The sequence below is a fragment of the Bartonella bilalgolemi genome (assembly GCF_023500045.1).
GTDB lineage: Bacteria > Pseudomonadota > Alphaproteobacteria > Rhizobiales > Rhizobiaceae > Bartonella > Bartonella bilalgolemii.
Genome location: NZ_JAMCOF010000001.1, coordinates 1 through 12,810, shown reverse-complemented (window position 1 = coordinate 12,810; position 12,810 = coordinate 1). Strand labels below are relative to the sequence as shown.

Below are 12,810 nucleotides of genomic sequence, written 5' to 3'. Positions count from 1 at the left end.
GTATAAATTTTATGAAGGAATAGAGTTTTTATGTCTGATGAAAAAAACAAATTTGTTGATGCTTCATTTGAAAATTGCGATTTGAAGAATTCAGTTGATCGTGACGTACATAAACAAACTTCGGATGAGCTTTTAAACATGCGCGAAGAAGATTGCCCAAATGCTGAAGTAGAGGAAATTAAGCCTGCTGATCCTTTAGTTATTCTGCAGGATGAAAATAAGGAACTAAGAGATCAAATTTTACGTCTCGCAGCAGATATGGAAAATCTTCGACGTCGAACAGCGCGTGATATAGCTGATGCCAAAGCATATTCAATTGCCAATTTTGCTCGTGATATGTTATCTGTTTCTGACGATTTACACCGTGCATTGCAAGCAATTCCAAAAGATGCAGGTGAGAGTGATTCCAGGTTAAAAACATTAATAGAAGGTGTTGAAATGACCGAGCGTGCAATGATGACTGCTTTAGAGCGTCATGGGGTAAAAAAAATTGATCCAGAAGGACAAAAATTTGATCCTCATTTTCATCAAGCAATGTTTGAAATTCCCAATGCTGATGTGCCAGAAAATACTGTTCAGCAAGTTGTTCAAGCAGGTTATATTATTGGTGAACGTGTTTTACGTCCGGCAATAGTTGGTGTAACTAAGGGAAAAGTAAAAGAAGTTTCTGTTGAATCTGAAACGGTGTAAATGTATTGAAAAAATTTTACCGTAAAGCACTAATTTTAAATCTATACTCGTATAAAGTATTGCATTAAATAGTTTTAAAATTATTTTGCTTTTTAAGATATAAAACAACTTAATTGTTTTAGTATAGGCTTTTATGCAAAAAATTATGTTTGAAATTAAGGATATAAAAACGATATGATTATTTGAGAAAATTTTTAGGTATTCAGTTAATTGAGGCCTACAATTATTAATTGTACTATAAAGAATTTAAATTATTTCTTGATTTCTTGTTTAGAAGTAACTTTGCGTTTTATTTGATTTTGTAAGGATTATAATTAATTATTCTCATTTTGTACCTAGATGATTATAGAAAGTTATTACTTTCTTTTTCATTTAGAAGGGGAGTTACTTGGCAAGTGGAAGGGTGATAATAAATCGAGCACCAATTTTTTCTTTTTTAGATGTTGGATCAACAATATTTTCAGCCATGAGAGTCCCATTATGAGCTTCAATGATTTGCCGACTAATTGCAAGGCCAAGTCCTGAATGTTGTCCAAAAGCATCTTTGCTTGACCGATCAGTATAGAAACGTTCGAAAATACGTTCAATATTTTCTGAACGAATACCGGGGCCATTGTCTTCGACAGTTAAAATGAGAGTTGAAGCGTTATTTTTCATCGTAATACAAATTTTACCATTTTTACGAGGAACAAAAGAACGTGCATTTTCAATGAGATTGGAAACTACCTGACCTAAACGTAATTCATGTCCTACAATTAAGTAAGGTTTACCATTAGTTCGTGGGATAATATTAAAATTAATATCAATATCTTGTTTATTGCAATGGACTTCACGCATAGCTTGAATAAGGCTTTTTAACAACAAACTCATATCAACTATTTTAGCAGTTTCGCGAGCGAGTTCTGCATCTAACCGCGATGCATCAGAAATATCGGTAATTAAACGATCAAGACGATGCACATCATGTTGGATAATTTCAAGTAATTGTGTCTGTTGTGCTTCGTTTTTAGCTAGTGGTAATGTCTCAACGGCACTTCGCAGCGAAGTGAGAGGGTTTTTTAATTCATGACTTACGTCGGCTGCAAAACGTTCAATAGCTTCAATGCGTGTATAAAGAGCGTTGGTCATATCACGAATAGAGGTAGAAAGATGACCAATTTCATCTTCGCGTTTTGAAAAATCAGGAATTTTTATTCGCTTACTGCGACCATGACGCACACGATTAGCGGAGGAAGATAATTTACTTAGTGGATGCGCAATAGTATGAGCTAAAAATAGAGAAAGAACCAAAAAAACACTTCCAACAATGGCAAAGATTTTAAAAATTCCTAATCTTTCACTTTCTACAATATCATCAATATCTGAACCAGTAGTCGAAAGCAAAAGAGCACCAACTACTGCACGATAACGTTGAACAGGTACCGCAACCGAAACAATTAATTGACCTTGCCTGTTACGTCGTTTAGCAGTGGCAGAAGAGCCATTTAATGCTAGGTAAACTTCAGGGTGAAGGGCTTCATTATCTTTTGCTTGTCTTCTATCGACAGCAATACCGTTGCCGTATAGTGTATTGAAAAACAATGATTTTAAGTGTTCCCACAAATTTTGTTTTGTTTGAATAGGAGGTAAATCATAGGTAAAAACTTCACCACTTGAATAAAGAACACGTGAATCAAGAAGCAAAGTTGCGTCACGATCATATATCCGTGCTCTTGTTGTTTTTGGTGTAATAAGACGTCGTAAAAGTGGAGCAACTTGTTCGGAATTAATGGGAAAATCCCAAGTATCAGTTGATTGAAGCATTGGTGTAATACTTTCCCCAGCTTGTAATTCCAAAAGTTTTTGAGGATTAATTAAAATAGAATTCGTGTCTATTGTTGCAGAAGCAGCAATGGCACCAGCAATAATTTTTCCTTGGGTACGCAAACTTTCAATTTTTATTTCAATCAAACCATTGCGAAATTGATTAAGATATAAAATACTTGTAATTAAAATACCAAGAGCAGCAAGATTTAAGATAACAATACGGCGTGTGAGACTAGAAAAGAACAATTGTCTCAAAAGCCGCTGTATCTGAAAATACAAATGAAAAAACATAGAAAGCTGTATCGGAGAAGCATTGTTTGATGATTTATTTAGTAGAGTATTTTTTCTCATCGAGTTCTTGGTTGTTTAACCTGTTGCGGCAAAATTACTTCATACTTCATGAAAACGGTAACCTACACCATAAAGCGTTTCAATCATTGCAAAATCATTATCTACTTGTTTAAATTTTTTACGCAAACGCTTAATGTGACTGTCAATAGTACGATCATCTACATAAATTTGATCGTTATAGACAGCATCCATTAAAGCATCACGACTTTTAACGACTCCTGGTCGCTGCGCTAAAGTTTGCAGAATCAAAAACTCTGTAACTGTTAATATAACAGGTTTATTTTTCCATGTACAGATATGGCGCTCTTGATCCATAACAAGATCACCACGTTTGAGAGAAGAAGTTGGTGTTGTTCCTATTGGAAGTGGCTGGTTACGGGCATGGGAACGACGTAAAACAGCTTTTACTCGCTCAATAAGAAGACGTTGAGAAAAAGGTTTTGTAATAAAATCATCAGCTCCCATTTTGAGACCAAACAGTTCATCAATTTCATCGTCTTTAGAGGTTAGAAAAATAACTGGAATGTCAGATTTTTGACGTAAACGACGCAAAAGTTCCATACCGTCCATTCGTGGCATTTTAATATCAAAAATAGCTAAGTGTGGAGGGTGAGTTGTTAAATTTTTCAGTGCAGCTGATCCATCTGTATAACTTTCAACCCGATACCCTTCTGTTTCAAGGGCAAAAGATAAAGATGTTAAAATATTACAATCATCATCAACCAGTACAATCGTTTGGGTGACGGTTGGAGTATCCTTCATGGTTTCTTAAACCTCTCTCGCTGTAGAAGCAAACCCTTCATAATATATATAGGAGTTCACGTTTTATTTGCAAAACAAATATGGAACAAATTGTAGCAAAGACAAGAATCTTTTGTTTTTGTAGTAAAGATTATTTTTCTTTACAATTTTGTAATGCTTGTTTGCGTATTAAGATCCCTTTTCTCGATATAAAATTTTTATTAGGATGTTTTTTATCAAATTTTACTCTGTTTGTGCCTAAAAAAAGCAGATAAAGTTTATTCAATTTTTTTAAATATAATATCAAAAAAAGTGTGCTTTTTTTGCCAAAAAAGGAAATTTTGTAAAAGCACATTTGATAAGTTTCAGCTTGAGATAGAAAAAGTAATATTCAGATTAAAAGATAGATAATCATTGATTATTTGCAGAGTGTTATTTTCATTTACGGTGATAAATGAAAGATAATAAGAATTTTTTTACAAAAGTGTATGCCTTATGAAAAAAGTAAAATATTGGAAATTTTAACGCTTTTTATTGATAGAATTAAAATTACGAAAAAATTTATTTAGAAGGAAATGCTGCTCCTGTTGCTTTGACCAAAAAATCAACTTCGATTATTCCTGCTTTTTCAAAGATTAATTTTGCACTAATTTTTTCATTTTGTTGAAATGGTTGTGAAAATCCTATAAACATAATGTGATTACCACCAGGTTTAAGGATGATTTCACCATTTCCTGGAATTTCAATGCCATTTGGTATCTTTTTCATTTCCATGATATTATTAGTTACTGACATAGAATGAATTTCTGTTTCTTTTGCTCCATTTGTTGAAATAGCAATCAGTCGGTCAGGAGTATCGCTATGATTAATAATGTAAAGATAACCACTACCTACTTTTGTATTTTTAGGTGTTGTACGTGCCCAAGGATCAATGATTTCTAAATCACCGAGTTTGTATTTGGATTGGTGGGCATTTATAGTTGAGGGCAAAGCTATAAAAATAAAAACACATAAAAGATTCATAATATTATTTTTGATTGAGTATTTTACAGCGGTTTTATATACAAAGAAATCTTTTATTCTTTTGGTAATAAGCGTCATGATAGTCGATCCTCTTTTTTATCTTCATTTTATATAAATACTTTACTTTATTTAAGGCAAGAACTTTGTTCAAAATACAGATAGGGGAGTGTTGTTTACATTATTTACACTATATTGATTTGATTTATGAGAGAACGAAAAGTATATGCGTATTGGTTGGACAAGTAAAAAATTTAAAATAATTACAAGAAATCATAGAAATAAACGATTTACTTTTATGTTTTTGCAAATTTTAAAAATGTACAGATTAAGAGATCATTATATTTTTAGGATACAATGCTAATAGGAATTTAAAATTTTTTAGTAATTATATTATATGTAATTATATAATGAAAGAAAAGTTATTGAGGATAAATTCACAGATAATGTCATGATTAGGTATTTTAAAAAACACCTTTAACAATATAGTCAAAGTAAAAAACAATTTATCTAAAATATAGATTATATTGTAATCAAATATGCTTATATATAATATTTTGTGTATGACTATGAGAGGTAAAACAGAACAAGGAAAGCTAAAAACTGATTCTATTCTTTATAATTTTATTATGCAATTCATGATTTTTATAAGAATTGGAAGAAGAGTATATTATTCTACTTACTTTATGTTGTAAATGATGATTTTGAGATGAAGATATTAAGGGTAAATTTTTATTTTAGTGATGTTTCTCTCGTTATTCTCTTGTAGGGATAAAAAGATGTTCTTATATACCAAGAAACAAGCTTGTTATGATTCTCAATTTATTATTTGTTTAATTTAAAATTAGTATAAGGTATAGAATGTAATGAGGAGCTGTCAAAGAAAAATGCTTGATAAAGATTGCTTGATAAAGATTTAGGCAGCTTGCTGAGTGGAGATTAAAATATGGCAAAAGTAATTGGTATTGATTTGGGGACGACTAACTCCTGTGTTTCTGTTATGGATGGCACAAATTCAAAGGTCATTGAAAACTCAGAAGGAGCAAGGACAACACCTTCAGTTGTTGCTTTCACTGATAGTGGAGAACGGCTTGTTGGGCAACCTGCTAAACGGCAAGCGGTTACAAATCCTGAAGGGACAATTTTTGCAGTTAAGCGTTTGATTGGGCGTCGCTTTGATGATCCTATGGTTGAAAAAGATAAAGCGCTTGTACCTTATAAAATTGTTAAAGGTGACAATGGTGACGCGTGGGTTGAGGAAGCAGGTAAAAAATATTCTCCATCACAAATTTCAGCAATGATTTTGCAAAAAATGAAAGAAACTGCAGAGTCTTATTTGGGTGAAAAGGTCGAGCAAGCTGTCATTACTGTTCCGGCTTACTTTAATGATGCACAGCGTCAAGCTACTAAAGATGCTGGCAAAATTGCTGGGCTTGAGGTTTTAAGGATTATCAATGAGCCTACAGCAGCGGCTTTGGCTTATGGTTTAGATAAGAAAGATGGAAAAACGATAGCTGTTTATGATCTTGGTGGTGGTACATTTGATATTTCTGTTCTTGAAATTGGAGATGGTGTTTTTGAAGTTAAATCAACCAACGGAGATACATTCTTAGGTGGTGAAGACTTTGATATGCGTTTAGTTAGTTACTTTGCAGAGGAATTCAAGAAAGAGCAAGGGATTGATCTAAAAAATGATAAACTAGCGTTGCAGCGTTTGAAGGAAGCTGCAGAAAAAGCAAAGATTGAGCTTTCTTCTTCACAGCAAACTGAGGTCAATTTACCATTTATTACAGCTGATCAGTCTGGTCCTAAGCATTTAACAATGAAATTGACACGAGCGAAATTTGAATCTTTAGTTGAAGATTTAGTACAGCGAACTATTGAGCCATGTAAAGCAGCGTTAAAAGATGCAGGATTGAGTGCCAACGAAATTGATGAAGTTGTTTTAGTAGGTGGTATGACTCGTATGCCTAAGATACAGGAAGTTGTAAAAAACTTCTTTGGTAAAGATCCACATAAAGGTGTTAATCCTGATGAAGTTGTCGCTATGGGCGCGGCCATTCAAGGGGGAGTGTTACAAGGTGACGTAAAAGATGTATTGCTTCTGGATGTAACACCTTTGTCTTTAGGTATTGAAACGTTGGGTGGAGTATTTACACGTTTAATTGAACGTAATACCACTATTCCCACTAAAAAGTCGCAAACTTTTTCGACGGCTGATGATAATCAGAATGCTGTGACTATTCGTGTTTTTCAAGGTGAACGTGAAATGGCTAATGATAATAAGTTATTAGCTCAATTTGATCTCGTTGGTATTCCGCCAGCACCACGTGGTGTTCCTCAAATTGAGGTTACTTTTGATATTGATGCGAATGGTATTGTAAATGTTTCTGCTAAAGATAAGGGAACTGGTAAGGAGCATCAGATTCGTATTCAAGCATCGGGTGGTTTAAGTGATGCTGATATAGAAAAGATGGTTCAGGATGCAGAAGCACATGCTGCTGAAGATAAAAAACGTCGTGAAAATGTTGAAGCTAAAAATCAAGCAGAGTCTCTTATCCATTCAACTGAGAAATCATTGAATGAGTATGGTGATAAGTTATCAGTTGAAGATAAAGGTCAGATTGAAACAGCAATAGCTGATTTAAAGACAGCTCTTGAGAGCAGTGACGCTGAAGAAGTCACGACAAAAATGCAAAAATTAGCAGAAGCTAGTATGAAGCTTGGGCAGGCTATGTATGAAGATTCGTCAGCTAAGGCTAATACTGAAGCAGGTACGAAAAATGATGATGTTGTTGATGCTGATTTTGAAGAAATTAATGATAAGAAGAAATAGTTAGAGCAAGTGCATTCGTGAATTAATAACCCGGCCTGTGAGATATAAGGCTGGGCTTTATTGTTTAGTTGCAGTTTTTTCTATGTTTTTCAAAAAACTAAATTAAAACAAGTGTTATCTGAAATGGATGACAAAAAATTTATCGGGAATACATGATGAAGGTTGATTATTATGAAATTCTTGGCGTAACCCGTGGATGTGATGATAAAAAGTTGAAATCTGCTTTTCGTAAGCTAGCGATGCAATATCATCCGGATCGTAATGCAGGGGATAAAGAGGCGGAACGGAAATTTAAAGAAATTGGTGAAGCATATGAGGTTCTTAAAGATCCTCAAAAACGAGCTGCTTATGATCGATTTGGTCATGCAGCTTTTGAAAATAATAGTCGCGAAGGGTCTAATCCATTTAGTGGCGGTTTTGCTGATATTTTTGAAGATTTTTTTGGAGAAATTATGGGAGGTGGGCATCGTAAACGTAGCGATGGCCGTGAGCGTGGAGCTGATTTAAGTTATAATATGGAAGTCACATTGGAAGAAGCTTTCGCGGGAAAAACTACGCAAATTAATATTCCAAGTTCCATTGTTTGTGATGCTTGTGAAGGATTAGGTACAAAAAAAGGTTCTAAACCAACAACTTGTGGGACTTGTCATGGAGCTGGACGTGTACGTGCTGCACAAGGCTTTTTTTCTATTGAACGGACATGTCCAGTTTGTCATGGTCGTGGCGAAATTATTACGGATCCGTGTTTAAAGTGTCATGGGACAAGGAGAGTTGAAGAAAATCGTTCATTGCGTGTCAATATTCCAGCAGGTATTGAAGATGGTACGCGTATTCGTCTTTCTGGTGAAGGAGATGCAGGTATTGGTGGTGGTTCTGCAGGTGATCTTTATATTTTTCTTTCCATTAAAGCGCATGAATTTTTTCAGAGAGATGGTGCTGATCTTCATTGTCGTGTGCCTATTTCAATGGTTACAGCTGCTTTAGGAGGTGAATTTGAGGTTTCCGGCCTCGATGGTATTAAAGCACGGGTTAAAGTTCCTGAGGGTACACAAAACGGGCGTCAGTTCCGCTTAAAAGGTAAGGGAATGCCTATGTTGCGTCAACAAACGAAAGGTGATCTTTATATTCACATCACTATTGAAACACCACAAAAATTGACTCAAGAACAACGCACATTATTACAAGAATTTGATAAGCTTTCAAATCATGAAAATTCACCGCAATCACATGGTTTTTTTGCACGTATGAAGGAGTTTTTTGATAATATTGCTAATCAAAATTAATGAATTGAGTATAAGGGAAACTTAAAAAGCTAATATATAATCTTAATAACAATTCAAAATTATTAATTGTATACTTAAATTATTTGAAACAAGTTACGCTTATTTATTTTTCATTATTATTTAGGGGGGATTTGATAAAAATTGTTTTTACTTTTCCTAAATTCCATTAAGAAAAAGTAAAAATGATGTGGAGACTCTTGGATGGATAATATCGAGAACAATAATGAAAAAGTTTTTGAAAAACAGGCAGCATTTTTATCATCTGCTTTGCCTTATATGCAAAAGTATGAAAATGAAACAATTGTTGTGAAGTATGGTGGGCATGCTATGGGTGATCCTGCTTTAGGACAAGCTTTTGCTTGTGATATTGCTTTGTTAAAACAGTCCGGCATTAATCCTATTGTTATTCATGGTGGAGGTCCTCAAATTGCTGAAATCTTAACTAAAATGGGGGTTGAATCACGATTTGAAGATGGTTTACGTGTAACCGATGAAAAAATTATTGAAGTCGTTGAAATGGTTCTGGCAGGCTCAATAAATAAGAAGATTGTAGCTCTTATCAATGCTGAGGGTGAATGGGCGATTGGGCTTTGTGGCAAAGATGGTAATATGGTTTTTGCTGAAAAGTCTTATAAGACTGTAATTGATCCTGATACACATATTGAACGTATTGTAGATTTGGGATTTGTTGGTGAACCTGTTGAAGTTGATCGAACATTGCTTGATCTTTTAGCGTGTTCTGAAATGATTCCGGTTATTGCTCCTGTTGCTCCAGGACGAGATGGTAAAACTTATAATATCAATGCTGATATTTTTGCTGGAGCAATTGCTGGTGCTGTAAAAGCAAAACGTCTTTTATTTTTAACTGATGTTTCGGGTGTTTTGGATAAAGAAAAGAGGCTCTTAAAGGAATTGACCATTCCTAAAGCTAAAAAACTTATCAAAGATGGAACAATTTCAGGTGGTATGATTCCAAAAGTGGAAACTTGTATTAAAGCTGTTCAAAAAGGTGTCGAGGGTGTAGTTATTTTGAATGGCAAAACGCCTCATTCTATTTTGCTTGAACTTTTTACTGAACATGGAGCGGGAACGCTTATTGCTTCATAAGTAATATGGGATGAATTTGAAGGATGGAGCCTTTTATAACTAAAATGAAACAATCGAGACATCTCTTATTCAGTAAGCAGGAATTGGCATTGTTTTTTGCGACAGCGCTGTGGGGTATTACGTTTTTTATTATTCATATTGCGGTACGTTATAGTGGGCCTCTTTTTTTTGTAGGGTTCCGTTTTATTATTGCAACACTTATAACTATGGTGATTTTTTGGCGATCTATGAAAGATATAACTGTTTATGAAATTTTTGCTGGAATGGCTATAGGTTTTGGAATATTTCTTGGCTATGCTTTTCAAACAGCAGGACTTCAGACTATTATTAGTAGTCAATCAGCTTTTATTACAGCAATATATATTCCGATAGTTCCGATTTTACAATGGATTTTTTTAAGAAAGCTACCTCATCTAGGTAGTTGGATTGGTATTGTATTTGCTTTTATTGGACTCATATTAATTTCTGGACAAGATTTTAAAGGTATTCATTTTTCAAAAGGTGAAATTTTTACTTTGCTGGGAGCTTTGGCGATTGCTGGAGAAATTATACTGATCGGATTTTTTGCAAATAAGGTTGATAGCCGACGTATAACAATTATACAGTTATTTTTTTGTAGCCTCTTTGCATTTTGCTTTATGCCTTTAATGGGTGAGAGTATTCCTGAGTTTTCATGGGTTTGGTTTAATATAGGTTTGGGGTTGGCGCTAATGAGTGCGGTGATCCAATTGACTATGAATTGGGCGCAAAAATCCGTTTCACCTACTCGAGCAACAGTTATTTATGCTGGTGAGCCTGTATGGGCTGGTATTGTTGGGCGTTTGGCTGGGGAGTATTTATCTCCCTCAGCTTTGTTGGGTGGTGTGTTTATTATAATAGGGATTGTAGTGGCTGAATTACGACCTCCACAATGGCGTAAAAAAAATAAAACGACTGAAAAAAGTAATTAGTCTGTTTTTTGTAATATTTAATCTTGCCATGATTATTTTTAATAGAAAACATCACGCTCAGATTCTATGGAGTTTACACACCTGAATGTAGCGTTAAACAGCCCTCTCTATGGGTTAAGATAATGTCAAAATATTTCTATCCATATATGCTCACATGAAGGAAAAATTTTTACATTTTAGTTTACTACAATAAACTGTTTTTCAAGGTTAAATACTACTTTTTGTATTTGTTGGAATACCTCTTTAGCTTCTTGAGCAACTTTGATGATTCTTGTTGCTTTATTTTCTGATATGCCAAGACTTTTAGCGAGTTGTTGATGATCACTTTCACAGATATTTCTGCGCTCTTTTGGTGAAAGACGAGTATTGAGTGCATGCATAAATTCACCCAGTTCTCTGACAATCGAAGAAGATAACTTTTCCTCTGATAACAATTCCTTTCGCTTTTCTTCTGGTAAGTTAAGAATGTTTTGCAATATTGAGCTGGGTAGTTTTACTGTTGTTTGACAGCGTTTTTGTTCTGATTTGTGCTGTTGAACTATTGTTGCCTTAACATTTTTTACAATAGATGCATAAGTGTCAATCGAGTTAGCGAGCGTGATAACATGATCCTTAGCTTTTTTACGCGCCGAGTTTTTCATACCCAATATTTCAAAGCCTGAAAGATTAGCAACAGATTTGGGAGAAGATATAATTTGTGAGGAAAGCTGTTTGCTTAGCCTTGGATTCTTATTAATCATCTTTATCTGTTTATCTAATATTTTATCGCTACCATATACAAGTTTTGATAAACGTTTGATTTCTTTTTGTTTGTTTTGAATGTCAGTATTTTTTTGAATTTTTTTGAATATTTCTTCTGATATCAAAGGAGCTAATATTTCTTTTGGAATTAAAACATTTTCTTTATTTTGAGTAGTCGAAATTTTAAAGGTGATTATATCATTAAATTTTAATGCCTTAATTTGCTCTGGTGTAAAACTATCTTTGCTACAGATTGTATAGACATTATTCGTTTTGATTACAATACTATCTGGGCTTTCACCTTTATAAGTTCCTGTATAGGTTACACCTTCATCTGCTGCTACAATAATACAATTATTAATATTCTCTTGATCAATATTTTGTGTATTGCTTATGAATTCCTTTAAAATAGCGGTTTTTTGGGGGTTGGAGATATCATCAAAAAGCTTTTTCAGAGGTTCTAGATTGTTGTCTTGTGCTGCTGCAATACTGACCTCAGACATACGTTCTGAAGTCACAATTGAAAAGTCAAGATTATAATTTGCAGCTTGAGCAAGCTTTTCGCAAAATATCTGTTGTGTACGTCCATTGCCTTCTCTGAAAGGATGCGTGTAGTTGAGGGAAGCAAATATTTGTGCTATATGATGAATAAATTCTTGGCGCGATAAGTCTTGTAAATTATTTTTTTCGATGAGCATTTTATCTATATTTTTTAAACCATCTTGCACTTTATTACCGGTTGCAAAAATGATTGGCTGGTCTGTTTTCCAATTTGATCTTATCATTTCTGGCATAACAGCAACTGTACCATCTTTAAATGAGAAAGGGATATCGCGAGTACAGCCAGCCCATTCGAATGTGCTTTCAAATAAGCGTTTATGAAGATATTTTAAATAGGAGGAATCAAACTTTTCTGGCAATGCTTCTTGACGCAAATTAATAGCTGCTTTTGCTGAATCATGCGCACATTTATCCGTAAACTTTTTATGGTCTATTATTCCATATTTATTCTTTAGTGTAAGACTATTGGGATAATTATAATTTTTAGGTAAAGGCAAGCTAGATGATGATTCTGTTACTATTGCGTCATTTGAGACTGTTTCTTTCATGATTATCCTTTTATAATGTAATTTTTTTCTATAGTATGTTTAATCAATGTTTTTCTACAGCTGGAGGAATGACAATTTGAATACGCTCATTATTTGGCAAGGTAGCGGATAGTATTGGATTTTTATCGGAAATACTTTGCTTAGAATAAGCAGCGATCACTTTAGCCATACCCATG

General features: G+C 34.0%; 9 protein-coding genes and 1 pseudogene. 5 read left to right on the top strand and 5 right to left on the bottom strand.

What is annotated here, in order from left to right; all coding sequences use genetic code 11:
• Positions 1-30: 30 nt before the first annotated feature.
• Positions 31-690, top strand: coding sequence for a nucleotide exchange factor GrpE (gene grpE, locus M4Z11_RS00050; protein WP_249674116.1), 660 nt, complete (start codon positions 31-33; stop codon positions 688-690).
• Positions 691-1,074: 384 nt separating this feature from the next.
• On the opposite strand, the gene M4Z11_RS00045 is transcribed toward grpE, so the two are convergent.
• The 3 genes from M4Z11_RS00045 to M4Z11_RS00035 all read right to left on the bottom strand — a co-directional run bounded on the left by M4Z11_RS00045 (position 1,075) and on the right by M4Z11_RS00035 (position 4,692).
• Positions 1,075-2,847, bottom strand: coding sequence for a sensor histidine kinase (locus tag M4Z11_RS00045; protein WP_249674114.1), 1,773 nt, complete (start codon positions 2,845-2,847; stop codon positions 1,075-1,077).
• A 39-nt stretch (positions 2,848-2,886) separates the two neighbouring features.
• The gene (locus tag M4Z11_RS00040) at positions 2,887-3,609 is read right to left on the bottom strand and encodes a response regulator transcription factor (RefSeq protein ID WP_249674112.1); all 723 of its coding nucleotides are present in this window, start codon (positions 3,607-3,609) and stop codon (positions 2,887-2,889) included.
• Positions 3,610-4,149: 540 nt separating this feature from the next.
• On the bottom strand, positions 4,150-4,692 hold the full coding sequence (locus M4Z11_RS00035) for a copper chaperone PCu(A)C (RefSeq protein WP_249674867.1): 543 nt from the start codon (positions 4,690-4,692) through the stop codon (positions 4,150-4,152).
• 862 nt (positions 4,693-5,554) lie between these two features.
• Here M4Z11_RS00035 and dnaK point away from each other — a divergent pair.
• The 4 genes from dnaK to M4Z11_RS00015 all read left to right on the top strand — a co-directional run bounded on the left by dnaK (position 5,555) and on the right by M4Z11_RS00015 (position 10,784).
• On the top strand, positions 5,555-7,444 hold the full coding sequence (gene dnaK / locus M4Z11_RS00030; RefSeq protein WP_249674109.1) for a molecular chaperone DnaK: 1,890 nt from the start codon (positions 5,555-5,557) through the stop codon (positions 7,442-7,444).
• A gap of 155 nt (positions 7,445-7,599) precedes the next feature.
• On the top strand, positions 7,600-8,727 hold the full coding sequence (gene dnaJ / locus M4Z11_RS00025; protein WP_249674106.1) for a molecular chaperone DnaJ: 1,128 nt from the start codon (positions 7,600-7,602) through the stop codon (positions 8,725-8,727).
• Positions 8,728-8,928: 201 nt separating this feature from the next.
• A complete protein-coding gene (argB, locus tag M4Z11_RS00020) occupies positions 8,929-9,834 on the top strand; it encodes an acetylglutamate kinase (protein ID WP_249674104.1) in 906 nt (301 codons plus the stop codon).
• A 44-nt stretch (positions 9,835-9,878) separates the two neighbouring features.
• Positions 9,879-10,784 carry a DMT family transporter gene (locus tag M4Z11_RS00015; protein WP_409337875.1) on the top strand — a complete coding sequence of 302 codons (906 nt, stop codon included), beginning with the start codon at positions 9,879-9,881 and terminating at the stop codon, positions 10,782-10,784.
• Between the two features lie 176 nt (positions 10,785-10,960).
• On the opposite strand, the gene M4Z11_RS00010 is transcribed toward M4Z11_RS00015, so the two are convergent.
• Positions 10,961-12,634, bottom strand: a complete 1,674-nt coding sequence (locus M4Z11_RS00010) for a BID domain-containing T4SS effector (protein WP_249674102.1) — start codon at positions 12,632-12,634, stop codon at positions 10,961-10,963.
• Positions 12,635-12,683: 49 nt separating this feature from the next.
• Positions 12,684-12,810, bottom strand: a pseudogene (locus M4Z11_RS00005) (P-type DNA transfer ATPase VirB11); the annotation flags it as partial.